Source organism: Rhodococcus sp. EPR-147 (assembly GCF_001647185.1).
Taxonomy (GTDB): domain Bacteria; phylum Actinomycetota; class Actinomycetes; order Mycobacteriales; family Mycobacteriaceae; genus Rhodococcoides.
Map to the genome: position 1 here is coordinate 1 of NZ_LVCU01000543.1, position 15235 is coordinate 15235.

The window sequence follows — 15235 nt, forward strand, 5'->3', positions numbered from 1 at the left end:
GAACCCGTTGTGGCGGTGGAGGAGCGATCGTCGTCCCCCATGGAGGAGTTGCCGGAGGTCGTCGAGACCTTCGGTGACCGTTGGGATCCCAACGGCAATCAGAAGCTCGAAGACCGCTTGGCCATCATCGTCGCGGAGTCCATGGGCTACGCGCCCGAGGATCTGCCGCCCGAGGTTCCGCTGATCGAGCTCGGCCTCGATTCACTCAGCGCTGTGCGGATCAAGAACCGGGTGGAGTACGAATTCGACATTCCCACAGTGCAATTGCAGGCCGTGCGCGACGCGAACCTGCGTGAGGTGGAGAAGTACCTGCGCTACGCGATCGAGAACCGCGACGAGGTGCAGGCACTGGCCGACAAGCAGGCGGCGGAGAAGGCAGCCGAACAGGCTGCCGAGAGCGGTGCGGCAGCTCGCGAGGAAGCGTTGGACACCGCTGTTGCGGCGCCCGACGCTGCGGTACCGAGCTCCGAGTACCAGCCTGCGCCTGCTGTTGCTGCTCCGGCGGTTGTTGCTCCGGCGCAGACCGACCTCGGCGGCAAGGAAGCGTTCGCCGAGGCTGCCGGGTCCGACGTGCCTCCGCGCGACAATGCCGAGCGGATGACGTTCGCGACATGGGCTGTGGTGACGAAGGAATCGGCCAAGGGCATCTTCAACACCCTGCCCATCCTCGACGACGAGACCGCCGAGAAGTTGGCTGCCCGTCTGACCGAGCGGGCAGGCGGCGAGATCACCTTCGACGACGTCCTGGACTCGGAGACCATCGAGCAGCTCGCAGACAAGGTTCGCCCGCACCTCGAGGACGGTGAGATCGACGGCGTCGTACGCAACCTGCGTGCCCGCCCCGAAGGTTCTACCGCCACACCGGTGTTCGCGTTCCACTCGGCCGGTAGCTCCACCGTCGCCTACGAGCCCTTGCTGAGGAAGCTGCCCGCGGGCACTCCGATGTACGGACTCGAGCGCGTCGAAGGACCCATCTCCGTGCGAGCCGCGGAGTACGTGCCGCTGATCAAGGCGATCCAGCCCGAAGGACCGTACGTGTTCGTCGGCTGGTCGCTCGGCGGCATCCTCGCCTACGAGGTGGCGCGGCAGATGGAGGAAGAGGGCATCGAGGTCGCCTACGTCGGGCTGCTCGACACCGTCATGCCCGGCACGCAGATCCCGGACACCAAGGACGAGGTGCGTAAGCGCTGGGAGCGGTACGCGGCATTCGCGAAGAAGACGTACAACGTCGATTACCCGATTCCGTACGACAAGTTGGTGGACTCGGACGACGAGGGGCAGATCCGCATCATCACCGATCTGGTGAAGCTCAGCGGCGCGAAGATCCCCGGCGGCATCATCGAGCACCAGCGCACGTCGTGGCTCGACAATCGGGCGATCCAGACGGCCGAGCTGAAGAAGTACGGCGGGCACGTGACGCTGTACATGGCCGACAAGTACCACGACGACGCGATCGCCCTCGAGCCCGCGTACGCCACCCGCGAAGAGCACGGTGGCTGGGGACCGGTGGTCGAGGACCTCGAGATCGTGTACGTCGGAGGCGATCACCTCGCCGTCGTCGACGAGCCGTACATTGGAAAAATTGCGGCCCATTTGTCGAAGACGCTCGAGAACATCGAGTCTGCAAGAACCGGAGCGTAGATCTTGAGTGGCACCACTGCGGAGAAGCTGGCCGAACTACGGACGAAGCTCGAACAGGCCAAGGAGCCGGCCGGCGACATCGGCGTAGCGAAGCGCGCGAAGAAGGGCATCCCCAGTGCTCGCGATCGCGTCAATTCGTTGCTCGATCCCGGCAGCTTCGTCGAGATCGGCGCACTGGTGAAGGCCCCGAACGATCCCGGCGCGCTCTACAGTGACGGCGTCGTCACCGGCCACGGAACCGTCGACGGCCGCCCGATCGCCGTGTTCTCGCACGATCAGACCGTGTTCGGCGGAACCGTCGGCGAGATGTTCGGTCGTAAGGTCGCCGGCATCATGGACTTCGCGATCAAGATGGGCTGCCCGGTCGTCGGCATCAACGACTCCGGTGGAGCTCGTGTGCAGGACGCGGTGACGTCCCTGGCCTGGTACGCCGAGCTGGGTCGACGCCACGAGGCGTTGTCCGGTCTGTGCCCGCAGATCTCCCTGATCCTCGGCAAGTGTGCCGGCGGTGCCGTGTACGCGCCGATCAACACCGACATCGTGGTCGCCACCGAAGAGGCGTACATGTTCGTCACCGGCCCGGAGGTCATCAAGTCCGTTACCGGTGAGGACGTCAGCCTCGACGAACTGGGTGGTGCGCGCGTCCAGGCTGTCAACGGCAACGTGCACCACGTGGCAGCGGACGAGAAGGCTGCGTTCGAGTGGATCCGGAACTACCTGAGCTACATGCCGTCGAGCTGCCAGGAAGAGTCGCCGGTGATCAACCCGGGGCTCGAGCCGGAGATCACCGAATCCGATCGCAAGCTCGACTCGTTCATGCCCGACGCCGACAACGCCGGTTACGACATGCACGACATCATCCTGCGCATCTTCGACGACGGTGAATTTCACGAACTCTCGGGCCAGACGGCACCGAATGTCATCACAGGTTTCGCCCGCGTCGACGGCCGGCCGGTGGGAATCGTGGCCAATCAGCCGATGCACCTGTCCGGAGCACTCGACGCCAAGGCAGCGGACAAGTGCGCCCGCTTCATCCGGCTCAGCGATGCCTACAACATTCCGATCATCTTCCTCGTCGACACACCCGGCTTCCTGCCCGGCGTCGACCAGGAGACCCTCGGCGTCATCCATCGTGGTGGCCGCTTCATCTTCTCGTTCGTCGAAGCGACGGTGCCGAAACTGACTGTGGTGATCCGTAAGTCGTACGGCGGTGGATACGCGGTGATGGGCTCCAAGCAGCTCGGATCCGACATCAACCTCGCCTGGCCGACTGCCCGCATCGCCGTCATGGGTGCCGAAGGTGCCATCAACATCATGAGTCGCAAACAACTCGCCGAGGCCGGAGAAAATGCACCGGCCCTGCGCAAGCAGCTCATCAACTTCTACAACGAACACGTGGCAACGCCCTGGATCGCCGCCGAGCGTGGCTACATCGACGCGGTCATCGAGCCCTCGCAAACGCGCCTCGAAATTCGTAAGGCCCTGCACATCCTGAAAGACAAGGAAGTGCACAAGAGTCCACGGAAACACTCGTTGCTTCCGACCTAGGCGGACTGAAGTGGTGCCCCAGCCCTCGCGGGGGTCGCTTCGCTCCCGTTCGCGTCAATGGACCACTGCACTGCCCAGACGTATGCAATGGTTCATCCACGTGGGGTGGACTCGGCGTCGATGGACCATTGCACTGCCGAGACGCATGCGATGGTTCATTCACGCGCGGGCACCGGTAGATTCACGCGGCACCATCACCACATCCGGTCGTGGTCTGGCGAGAGCGTGCTGGAAGTTCCTCCGTAAGTCTTCGAGCACCTGTGTCGGCCGATCGCGGATGTCTTGCGGTGAATGGGACACGACGATCAGGCCGTGCGCCTGCATTCGATTGCGTCGGGCTTGTGTGCGCTGGTAGTCGGCTGGTGACAGATGGTGGGTCACGGAATCGATTTCACGTGCCAGCGCCACGGCGTCGATCCAGCCGTCCGTGTTGGCGATGAACTCTCCGCTTCGAGCGTAGATGTCGCAGTTGTGCGTCATCGCTGGCAGCCCGCTGGTTCGGTACAGGCGTTGGTCCTCGAGTTCTGCCACCGAGTGCGCGTTGTCCCGTAACTCCAGAAGTACGCGGCGGGTGAGCGCGCTGTAGCGGCGCGGCCCTTCGGCCAATTCGGTGGCGATCTCGTCGATGGACACGCCGCCTCGTTGGAGCACCTCGGTCAGCAAGGCGACGCACCGTGCCTCGGACTTCGCGGCCCGTGTGGCGTCGACCAATGAACGCACCAGAGGAGCAACTCGTATGCTGCCCTTGGTGATCGGCTCGGGAATCCGCCACGTCCGCTCTGCTCGGACGAAAGACACCGATGCCCGACGCATCTCTGCGGGTAGCAGCAGATGAACCTCCCCGGCGGATCCGTTGGTCCCGTATCCGAACGAATCGAGTCCGACGCAGCCGGTGATCATGCTCGTCGGTCCGCCGTATGCGAGCGCCGCCGCTGAGCGTTCGAGCGTCGACGGATGACCGTTGCGCAGCAGTACGACACCCGGCAGCAATCGCTGCCACGGACCGCCGGCCGCGCATCTGCTGTCGATCGCTGCGTCACTCACGCCCGCCTCGCGAAGCTGCCGACGCGTCACGACGCCGGTCGAGCTGAGGTCGAACAATGAACCTGCGTTCCACAATCGTCTTTTCATGCCCGAAGAGTGAAATCCGGCACCGACACGTTTGTCGCGTTCAGGTGCTGTCGCAGCCTCTCTGTGGATGGTCGACCAGTCTGTGGATGGATTGGCCTTCACCAGTCGCGAGTTGCCAAACATTGTCGGGCTCGGATGTTAGGGCCGGCAGATGGAGTCCTATGAAGCCCGCGGTCCTTGCCCCCCACCGGAGGGTGAATGGACCACCTACGCGCTCAGACGTATGCAACGGTCCATTGACCCACTACGGGCCGAAACGTGGATGGACCCTTGCACGGTCGAGCCGTGTGCAAGGGTCCATTGACGCGGAGCGGCGGGTGGGAGGTCAGTCCTCGAATACGCGCAGTTGTCCGTCTTGGTACCAACCGGATCGGGTGACGTCGGCGGTGTCGAGTTCAGCGGGCACTGCGCTCGGGTAGTACTGCTCGTAGCGTTCCAATGAACCCCAGTCCCTGGCCCAGTCGTTTTCGAGGTAGGTGGGGACGGTGACGGGCTTGGCGAGTAGTTCGGACCAGCCCAGTGGGCCGCCGTTCTCGCCGGATTGCCAGGTGTCGGTGGAGCTGACGGCGAGTGGGCGGTCGGGGAGGATGCGGTATCCGGGCACCTCGGCGACGCCGTTTCGGTGGTGGAAGGGGCGTTGGCACGGGAATTGCAGTCCGACGGCCCAGTCCAGCAGCACGGGTTGTTCGCTGCCGATCATGGTGTTGAGGTTTTCCATCACGGGCACCCGCGGCGGAGTGAATGCGAGCCATTGGTCGCCGGTGAGGTTGGGGTCGTTGGCGACGATGCGGACGGCGTCGGCGTCGGGTGCGATGTCCGCCAACGGGATTCGGAGATTACGCCACGAGGGTGCGGGTCCGATGTCGCGTGGCAGGTAGGTGCCCTGGGCCTGGACGCTACCGTCGGGCTGACGCTTGCCGTATTCGAGCAGTAGCGACTGTCCGTAGGTGAGGGCTCCGGTGTCGTCGTAGGACCAGATGCGTCCGGCTGCGGAGAAGACGACCAGCGGTGCGTCGTCGCTGCGAGCGGGTAGTTGGTACCAGCTCGACGTCGCCTCCGCGGGCTCCTGGACGCCTTCCTGGTAGGAGCCGAGGACGGGGGTGGTGGCTGGGTCGAGGCCGAAGGGCAGGGCGGCGGAGGAGCCGTTGACGCCCACTTCGCCGGTGCCGCCTGCGGTTCCGGAACTCTGGCCTTCCTCGAATGCTGGCCCGACGGACTGCTGATCGGTATTGCCTTGTCCTGGTTTGACTTCCACGGCGTCGGCGCTGAGGTCGCTGGGAACACCGTTGGCGGTGAAGTTGCGCAGTGTGCTGCTCGATCCGCCGAGGGGGCCTGCGACAGGGTCGAACTCTTCCGGCAGTGGGCTCAGTACACCTGCGTTGGGGTTCGACTCGACGAGGACGTCGTTTGCGAGTCCGCACGAATTACCCAGCACCGATTGCACGTTCGACCGGGCCAGCGAGTAGGCGGGGTACTGAGAGACGGCTCCCTTGACGAGCGAGAGCACCTCGAACAGCACCATGATTCCGGCGATGACGGTCAGCGGCGCGGCGGCGAACTTACGGATGCGTTGACCGCGCGCAGACGTCGGTTTCGGTTGCGGCGGAGCGTATCCCTCACGCAAGTACTGGAAAGCTGCAATGGCGAGGACCAGTCCGAACAGGATGAGGAACAGGGTGCCCGACTCGTTGCCGCCCAGCGAGACCGTCTTGTCGAACCACGGCACGCCGTAGCTCGAGACGTACCAGTAGCCGTTGATGCCCGAGAACGACAGTGCCAGAACGAACATCAGTCCGGCGGCGAACAGCGATCGGTTGCGACGCGAGCGCAGGGCACTGGCCGAGACGGCGACGGCCGTCAGTGCCGCCAGTCCACCGGCGATTCCGGCGTAGGAACCGAAGTGGTGAGTCCACTTGGTGGGGTTGAACATCATGAAGAAGATGGTGCCGAGGACGACGCCGAGCAGACGCCACGCCGGCCCGTTCGCAATGCCGGGGATGCGTCGTCGACGAAGCAGCACGAACAGTGTGGTGAACAGGCACAGGATCATCGTCAGGAACGCGAAGCGGCGTGCGACCGAGCCGTCGACGGTTTGGACGAAGAGGTAGTAGTACCGCAGGAAGTCCTGGTACCAGGCCTCGTTGGGGCCGATGATGGTGCGGACTCGGGTGGACTCGATGACCGTCGCGTACGTCTGGTCGGCGAAGACGACGACGAGTACCAGTACGCCTGCTGCCGCCAGCGGGGCCAGCATCGCGAGGGTGCCGACCTGGCGGTGGCGTCGGACGACGATGCGTGCGATGGGCCGGGCCCCGGCGAGAAGTGCTGCCACACACATCAATCCGGTCGGCGCAGCGGCGAGGGTGAAGGCTCCGATCAAACAGGCTGCGGCGGCGGGCAACAACCTGCCGGTGGCGATGGATCGTTCCACCGAGCACCAGGTGAGCAGTGCGCCGAGGGCAACGATCGGTTCGGGGCGCAGTCCGTTGTTGTACGGCAGCCAGAAAGCGAGGAACACCAGTCCGCCGGTCCACAGGGCGACGTTGGATTTGCGCACGGCGCGGCCGAGGCGCGGAACGACCTCACGGCTGATCACCATCCAGCACAGGACGCCGGCGATGAGGGCGGGCAGTCGCATCCACGGGCTGGCGGTAGAGATCTTCGCGAAGACGGCGAGTACGTCGTAGTACCAGCCGAATGGGGCTTCGGGGACGCCGAACCAGCGGAAGTAGTTGGCCATGTAGCCGGAGTGGTCGGCGGCGCGGGCCATCGTGAGGAGATAGCCGTCGTCCGAGGTGTTCGCGCCGACGAAATGCCAGCCGACCAGAACGCCGAGGACGGTGACATCGACGCCGGTGAACCTCCACCAGTGGGAGGGGAAGAAGCGGCGGTGCGCGCGACCGTCGGTGCCGTCGAGCCGTCCGAGTGCGCCGATGGCCAACAATGTGCAGGCGATCGCGAGGATCATGATCAGAGACTTGAGCAACGTCGGCGACGACGAGAAGCGGGAGTCGACGTCGACGGTGACGGACATGTCGGCCGGGGCCGCGCCGCTGAGATCGCTGAAGATGCCGACGACCTGGGGGCGTAGATCGCCGTCGAGTCTGCCTTGCAGAGGCTGGCCGTCGTCGTCGGTCAGTCCGGTGAAGGCCGCGGAGGTGTACTCGTCGTTCGAGGTGATCTCGATGGCCGCGCAGCGGGTGCTCTCGACGTCGGCGCGCGGTGCCGTCGCGACGACTACGTTGCGGTCGAGAACGTCCACGTTCGATTCGCCCACGCGTACGAACAGACTGTTCAGTGCCGCGCCTTCGCCCTGAGGGGGCGCAGTCGCCAGCAGTAGCCCGCCCGACGCGGGGAGTGCTGCGACGGCAGAGCACGGGAGGGTCGCGGTGAGGCTCAGGGGTGCCTGGGACACCAGCGGGGCGTCCACGTCCTGCAGGAGGCCGTTCTGCGGCCATTCGATGGTGGCCGTTGTCTGAGTGACGGGTGCGAACGGAGTGATCAGCGCGAACAGAACACCGAGCACGCCGGCCACCATGGCGATCAGCCGGGGAACTCGCACCTGAGCACGAAGTTCGTCCGAGGCTCGCAGTGGAGCGGGGACGGGTGGACCAGCTGATGAATCTGTCACGACGTCGGGCACGAGAGTCGATGTTATGCGAGCGTGACGAAGAGGTCACACAGGCACCGTCCCCGGGAATAAATGCAGAACCAGGGAATCAGTCTGTTTTCATCGGTCCGTCGCTGGCCAATCCGGACCGAGACTGCTGCTCGACGGCGATCTCGGCCGTTGTCGCGTCAGGATCGAGTGGCGTGTATCTCTCGATGGATCCCCAGTCTCGGGCGTAGTCGTCGGCGAGGTACGACGGCAGTGTCTCCGCACCGAGGAGCAGTTCGGTCCAGCCGAGCGGGCCGCCGCCGATCGAGTCCTGCCAGGCATTGGTGGATTCGGCACCGGTGCGGTCGGGCAGGATGCGGTACTTCGGTACCTCGGCGACGCCGTCGCGATGATCGAACGGACGCTGGCACGGAAACGCGAGTCCGACGGCCCAGTCCAGCATCACCGGATCGGTCGATCCGACCAGTGAGTTCAGCGTCTGCGTCTTCGGGACGCGCGGCGGGGTGACGGCGAGCCATTGATCGCCGGCCAGGTCGTTGTCCTCGGCGACGATGCGCACGACGTCCGCGTCGGCGGGAAGGTCGTTCATCGGCACGCGCAGGTTGCGCCACGACGGCGACGGACCGATGTCGAGCGGGGTGATGCGTCCCAGCGCGATCACGTCACCGCCGTCGCGGCGTCCGTATTCCAGTTCGACGCGTTGGCCTTCCGTGACGATGCCGTCCTCGTCCACCGATCGGATGCGGCCGGCGGCGGCGATGGCGATCAGGTCGCCTTCCTCCGGCAAGGCGTACCAACCGGAGGTCAGGGATGCGGGCTCGGTGGCTCCGAAGCTGCCGAGTACCGGTGTGGTGCTCGGATCGAGGCCGAACGGCAGTGCGACTGTGCTGCCGTTGATTCCGACGTTCTCGGGGGTTCCGCCGGAGGTGCCCGCGGAGTTCGACGAAGTGGCCGCCGCGCTCTGTTCGGAGTCCTCGGGGCGGATGGAGTTCGCGCTGCCCTGCGCGGTGTCCTCGGAATCGGCCGTCAGGTCCTGGGCGACGCCGTCGGGGGTGAATCCGGTACTCCCACCGGCACCGAGTGCGTCGGCTGCGGGATCGATCGGTTGCAGGACCGAGCCGTTGACGTCGGTCTCCACCTGTACGTCACCGGCGAGTCCGCACGAGTTTCCGGCGAGGGCAGAGAAGTTCGAGCGGGCGATGGAGTACGCCGGGTATTGCGCCACAGCGCCTTTGACGAACGAGAGCACCTCGAAGGCCACGACCCCGCCGGCGACGATGGTCAGCGCGGACGGCGCGAAGCGTCGACGCGTGGTCGGTTCTTCTCTGCGATAAGGCAATCGGACGTGCTGATAGGCCGCATAGAGCAGCGTCAGTACCGTCAGGCCCAGCAGGATCGTCGAAAAGCCCTTGCCGGCAATGGACGGCGGCTTGTCGAACCACGGAATGCCGTAGCTCGAGACGTACCACCACCCGTTCGAGCTGGTGAACGCCACCGCCGTCAGGAACAGGACAGCGGCGGTGAACAGTGTTCTGTTGCGCGGAGATCGGACGGTTGCAGCGGTGACGGCAACGGCAGCCAGCGCGGCCAACGACGCCGCGAGACCGGCGTACACACCGAAGTGGTGGGTCCACTTGGTGGGCGTGAACATCATCAAAGCCAGTGCGCCCAGAATGATTCCGAGGATCCGACGCGACGGTCCGGTGGCTGTCCCGGGGATGCGTCCGTTCTTGCGGAGCATCACCGCGATGCACACGACGATGCACAGCAGCATCGCGAACATGCCGAACCGTCGGGCGAGCGAGCCGTCGGGAGAAATGGTCATCAGCGCGTCCCAGCGGACGCGTTCTTCGAACCACGGCACGTTCGGTCCGATGGCCGAGCGCACTCGGGTCGCTTCGAGGACCGTGGCAAGAGTCTGGTCGGCGAAGATCGCAATCAACACCGCCAGTCCCGACGCGACCAGCGGCGCGAGAACGGCGAGCAGTCCCACCTGGCGAGCTCGCTTGACCACGATCATCACCAGCGGCCGCAGGCCGGCGAGCAGGGCGGCGACGGCGATCAGTCCGGTGGGTCCGGCGGCGAGGGAGAACGCGGCGATCAGGGTGCCGATGGCGGCGGGCAGGAGTCGTCCGGTGGCGATGGCGCGTTCGATCGAGCACCACGTGAGCAGTGCGCCGAGGGCGATGATCGGTTCTGGGCGCAGGCCGTTGTCGTAGGGCAGCCAGAAAGCGAGGAACACGAATCCGGCGGTCCACAGCGCGACCCGGTTGGTGAGAACTGCGCGACCGAGGCGGGGGATGACCTCGCGGCTGATGACGAGCCAGCACAGCAGCGCCGCGATGGTGGCGGGCAGGCGCATCCAGATGCTGGCGGTGCTGACCTTGGCGAGGGCGGCGAGCATGTCGTAGTACGGCATGCCGAACGGCGCTTCGGGGACGCCGAACCAGCGGAAGTAGTTGGCCATGTAGCCGGCGTTCTCGGAGACGCGGGCCATGTTGAGCAGGTAACCGTCGTCGGAGGTGTTCGCGCCGATGAAATGCCACAGCACCAGCACGCCCACCACGACGGCGTCGACGCCGGTGATGGACTTCCAGCGCGAGGGGAGGAATCGGCGGTGGCGTCGACCGTCCATGCTGTCGAGGCGATGCAGCGCGAACAGGGAGGCGATCACAGCGAGTGCGCCGACGATCATGGCCAACAACTTGAACGTGGTGGGGCTCGAGGAATAGCGCGAGTCGATGTCGGAGCGCACGGTCAGGCCGTCGACCGGTGCGGTGAGGTCGGTGTAGACGCCGACGACCTGCGGGCGGACGTCGCCGTCCATCGTGCTCGTGTCGCCGTCGAGGTCGACGATCGTACTGGTGGCGCTGGACGAAATGCTCAGCGAACAGTCGGCGGACAGCTCGGACACGGGAGCCTCGGCGAGAACGCGATCACGCAGCAGCACCTGCAGGCGGTCATCGTCGACCCGCACGATCAGTGCCTTCTGCTCGGTCTTCGCAGCTTCGATGGGTGCGGTGGAGATCAGCGTGCCGCCGTCGGTGAGAGCAGTGGCGGCGCTGCACGGAACGGTTGCCTCGAGGTCGACGGGCGAGTAGCTCACCAGCGGAGCGTTGACGCTGCCGAACGAACTCTGCGGCCACGACAGCGTCGCAACGTCCTGCTGAACCGGCAGCAGGGGTGTCGCGATGGCCAGAACCGCACCGATGATGCCAGTGACGATCGCTATCAGCCGGGCGGTCGCGAAGTTCGGAGCGGTCTCGGGCACGCCGACGATGCTAAGGGACGAGCGTCCGCACGTCCCACACCCATACGCCTCCGGTGTACCGAGGCTCCACGCCGACGAGGTCGGTGACGGTGGTCCGCAGAGCGAGAGTGTTCTTGCCCGGCGGCAGGACGACGACGTCGGCCTCCCAGAACGCCATGTCCTCGGCGGCGTCGCTGCGCTGATCGGCGGTGATCTCGGGGACGGTGCCCGAGTCGTACACCGAGCCGAGCAGCAGCGCCGTCGGACGGTCCACGGCCCCGTACTTGGCGACCTTCTCTTCCTTGTCGCTCGGTCCGACGAAGTATCCGGCGGCCAGCTTGAAGCCCATGTCGGCGTCCATCTGCCAGCGCAGCGGGCGCGCGTCCTCGGGCCGCGGAAGGGGCACGGTGACGACGGAACCGTCGTCGACGAAGTTCTCCCACTCGCCGTCGGCGAAGAACTCCGGCGTCGGGGACTTGTCGACGGTCACCAGCGGCGTCGGGATCAGAGGTACGAGTGCGAGCGTGAGTCCGGCGATCCAGAACGCAGGCAACGGGCGAAGTCCGTTGCGGAACGTGCGATCGGTGGCCAGGACGACCAGCAGGGCCAGTGCAGGCACCGCGCCCAACGCGAAGCGGGTTTCGAGCACGGATTCGACGAGTGGGTACTCGGCCAGCTTCGTCCACGGCAGCGTTATGCCGGTGTCGTCCTTGCCGATCACCAATGTCGCTCCGAGCGAGAGCACACTCATGACGATCGCGGTCGCGGCAGCAGCACGGGCGCAGGCGACGCGCCACATCCACACCGCTGCCACCAGGGACAGCACCAGCAGCGGCCAGCCGAAGTACGCGTTCTCCTCGGTGGCGTTGATGCGAACGTTCTGCCCCGGAGTCGCCTCGCCGCCGAGCGATTGCGTCGGGAATTGGAACAGTGCTTTGGCGTCGTTGCCCATGGCACCGTGTTCGAGGAACGAGTACGACTGCGGGCCGAAGAACTGCCACCACAGCGGAAACGCCACGAGCGTCAACGCGATGCCGGCCGAGACCGCGAGTCTGGGCACGGCATTGCGGACGGCAGGCCACAGCGAACGGGGCCTGGACACGTAGTAGACGACGGCGAAGATGGCGAACGACATCGCGAAGATGAGCAGCGGCTCTTCGCCGAGCAGGATCTGCAGCGCGACGATCAACCCGAGTCCGACGGTGTTCTTGGTGGTCCCGCCGCCGTGTGCGATGCGGGTGACCAGCATGGCGATCACCGGAAGCAGGAACAGCACCACGAAGTTGGGGTGCCCGTTGGCGTGTGAGATCGCGCCGGGCGCAAAGCCGCACAGCGCGCCGCCCATTGCCGCGGCGCCCTTGGACGCATTGAGCTGACGGGAAAACAGCCAGAACCACGCGAACGCGGTCCCCGCCAGGCCGACGGTGAGAGCGATCGCCCAGGTGACCGTCGGTCCAAAGAGCAACGTGATCGGGGCCAGGGGGATCGAGACTCCGAACATCGCCGTGTTCGCCATCAGATTCACCCCGAGCGGGTAATTCTGCAGGTCGCTCCACAGTGGATTGTCCAGATGCGCGACCGAATTGGCGGCGACGGAGAAGAACCACTCCCACATCGTCTGATCCTGGCCGCTGTTGTAGAGGTAGCCGCCGCCCAGATTGCGCCACTGGCCTTGCAGGACGTAGAAGGCGGCGACCAGAAATCCGACCGCCGCAACGACGTCACCGCGCCCGACGCCGGAGTGTCGAGCCGGTGCCGTTGTCGGCTGCCGCTCGAGAACACTCTGGTCATGGGTGGTCATCGCGTCGAGGTTACAGAAAGATCACGATGGGCGGAAACTCGAACGACCGGCGTCACACGGTGAGCGAGGTGGTGGTGCAGGGGCGTGAAGTTCTCATCCGATCAATTCCGCGAGTTCGACTGTGGAGTGCTCGGCGATTTTCTTCTTGCTGGTCATGAAATCGCGCGGACGGTTGATGCAGTCCGCGGCGATGAGTTGGCCGTCGCGGAGGTAGTAGCAGGTGAAGTCGCGATCGTGCTCCGGATCGCCGTTGACGACGACCTCGTCGTATCCGGTGCCCAGTCCGGCGATCTGAAGCTTGAGGTCGTACTGGTCGGACCAGAACCACGGCAGCGCGGTGATGGCGGCGGACCCTCCGGTCAAAGTCGATGCCGCCACCTTCGCGTGTTCGTTTGCAGCGCAGACTCCTTCGAGGCGGACGCGCCGCGAGTAGCGGGCAACGTGGTAGGCGGCGCAATCGCCGGCAGCGACGATATCGGGATCGTCGGTGCGGGTCCGATCGTCGATGACGATTCCGTTGTCGACGGTGATCCCGGCCGCTTCGGCGAGTTCGGTGTTGGGGACGATGCCCACCCCGATGACCACTAGATCGGCTGGCAGCGTGTCTCCGCCGGCCAGCACGACCTCCCGCACACGGCTGTCTCCGCGGAACTCCTCCACGAGCGCACCCGTCCGGATCTCCACGCCCGCCTCGCGGTGTATTCGGGTGAAGAACGTCGAGACCACCGGTGCTGTCACGCGTTCCAGAACACGCTCCGCGGCCTCGACGACGGTGACGTCGAGACCCGATGCCCGGAGGGACGCTGCCGTTTCCAAACCGATGTAACCGCCACCGACGACGACTACCCGTGTTCCCGGCGTCGCGGCCGAGCGTAGCGATGCGGAGTCGGCGGCGGTCCGCAGGTAGTGGATGCCCGCCAAATCTGCTCCGGGAGTTGCCAATCGGCGAGTTCGCGCGCCGGTGCACAGGGCGAGCTTGCTGTACGACTGCGTGACTCCGGAATCGAACGTGACCGTGCGAGCCTCACGATCGATGCTGCTCACCGAACCGTCGACCAGCTCGATGTTCTGCTTGTCGTAGAAATCCGCCCCGCGGATCGCCATGGCCTCGAGCGTCGAGGTGCCGGCCAGATAGGCCTTCGACAACGGGGGACGTTGGTAGGGCAACGTCCCCTCGTCACCGATGAGAACTATCTCCCCGGCCCACTTTTCGCGTCGCAAATGTGCGGCGAGTTGAGCGCCGGCGTGGCTGGCACCGATGATCACCGCGCGCTCGGCGCTCACCTAGGCCTGCTGCTTCGGGGTGAGGGTGACCATCATCTTGGATATACCTCTCACGAAGTTGGACTGAACGTACTCGGGCTTCCCGACCACTTCGATGTTCTCGAACCGGGTCAGCAACTCCTCCCAGAGGATTCGCAGTTGCATCTCCGCGAGCCTGTTGCCCATGCACCGGTGCACGCCGAACCCGAACGCGATGTGGTTACGTGCGTTCTTGCGGTCGATGATGAAGTCGTCCGGCCGATCGAACACGCGCTCGTCACGGTTGCCGGAGGCGTACCACATGACCACCTTGTCGCCCTTGCGGATGAACTGGCCGTTCAGGATCGTGTCTTCCTTCGCGATCCTGCGCATGTAGGCCAGCGGCGTCTGCCAGCGGATGATCTCGGACACCATGCCGGGCACGAGATCGGGATTCGCCTTCAGCTTCTCGAACTGATCGGGAAACTCGTTGAGCGCCAACACTCCACCGCTCATCGAGTTACGCGTGGTGTCGTTGCCGCCGACGATGAGCAGGGTGAGATTCCCCAGGAACTCCAGCGGCCGGTCGATGAGATCCTTCGTGTCGTCGTTGGCCTGCAGCAGCGAGATCAGGTCGAAGCCGGGCTCTTCCCCTGCTGCTTTTCGAGCGGCCTTGTCGTGCCAGAGAGCGCTCAGGCCCTTGGCTGCGTCGACCATGGCGCCGAACACCTCGTCGTTGTCAGAAGGACCACCGTTGGTCTGTTCCATTGCCGTCGCCAGGTCCGACCACTCGACGAGCTTGTGTCGCTGCTCGTAGGGGAAATCGAGCAACGTCGCCAGCATCCGTGCCGTGAGTTCGACGGACACCGTGCGAACCCAGTCGAACGGCTGGTTCACGGGAAGGTCGTCGAGAACTTCCTGCACCCTGGACCGGATCAGGTCCTCCATCTCGCGGAGATTCTTCGGGGCCACCACCCCTTGGACCGCGGCGCGCTGAGCGTCG

General features: G+C 65.3%; 8 protein-coding genes. 2 read left to right on the top strand and 6 right to left on the bottom strand.

Annotation, left to right across the window (positions count from 1 at the left end; all coding sequences use genetic code 11):
- On the top strand, positions 1-1641 hold a 1641-nt coding region (locus A2J02_RS23985; RefSeq protein ID WP_231911501.1), incomplete at its 5' end, for a non-ribosomal peptide synthetase.
- Between the two features lie 3 nt (positions 1642-1644).
- Positions 1645-3189, top strand: coding sequence for an acyl-CoA carboxylase subunit beta (locus A2J02_RS23990; RefSeq protein WP_068054613.1), 1545 nt, complete (start codon positions 1645-1647; stop codon positions 3187-3189).
- A 159-nt stretch (positions 3190-3348) separates the two neighbouring features.
- Here A2J02_RS23990 and A2J02_RS23995 read toward each other — a convergent pair whose 3' ends face one another.
- From A2J02_RS23995 to A2J02_RS24020, 6 genes are all read right to left on the bottom strand, one after another.
- The gene (locus A2J02_RS23995; protein ID WP_068054628.1) at positions 3349-4320 is read right to left on the bottom strand and encodes a hypothetical protein; all 972 of its coding nucleotides are present in this window, start codon (positions 4318-4320) and stop codon (positions 3349-3351) included.
- A gap of 325 nt (positions 4321-4645) precedes the next feature.
- On the bottom strand, positions 4646-7963 hold the full coding sequence (locus tag A2J02_RS24000; RefSeq protein ID WP_068054616.1) for an arabinosyltransferase domain-containing protein: 3318 nt from the start codon (positions 7961-7963) through the stop codon (positions 4646-4648).
- Positions 7964-8039: 76 nt separating this feature from the next.
- Positions 8040-11210 (bottom strand): arabinosyltransferase domain-containing protein, encoded by a 3171-nt coding sequence (locus A2J02_RS24005; protein WP_231911502.1) that lies wholly within the window; start codon positions 11208-11210, stop codon positions 8040-8042.
- Positions 11211-11220: 10 nt separating this feature from the next.
- Entirely contained in the window at positions 11221-12990 is a 1770-nt protein-coding gene (locus tag A2J02_RS24010) for a glycosyl transferase (protein ID WP_068054622.1), read from the bottom strand.
- Positions 12991-13083: 93 nt separating this feature from the next.
- On the bottom strand, positions 13084-14274 hold the full coding sequence (locus A2J02_RS24015) for an NAD(P)/FAD-dependent oxidoreductase (RefSeq protein WP_068054625.1): 1191 nt from the start codon (positions 14272-14274) through the stop codon (positions 13084-13086).
- The coding region (locus tag A2J02_RS24020; RefSeq protein WP_068054631.1) for a cytochrome P450 at positions 14275-15235 on the bottom strand (961 nt) is incomplete at its 5' end.

Bases quoted from the DNA above. Each gene is read 5' to 3' on its own strand.
- A2J02_RS23995 (WP_068054628.1), bottom strand. From the start codon at position 4,320: ATGAAAAGACGATTGTGGAACGCAGGTTCATTGTTCGACCTCAGCTCG.
- A2J02_RS24010 (WP_068054622.1), bottom strand. From the start codon at position 12,990: ATGACCACCCATGACCAGAGTGTTCTCGAGCGGCAGCCGACAACGGCA.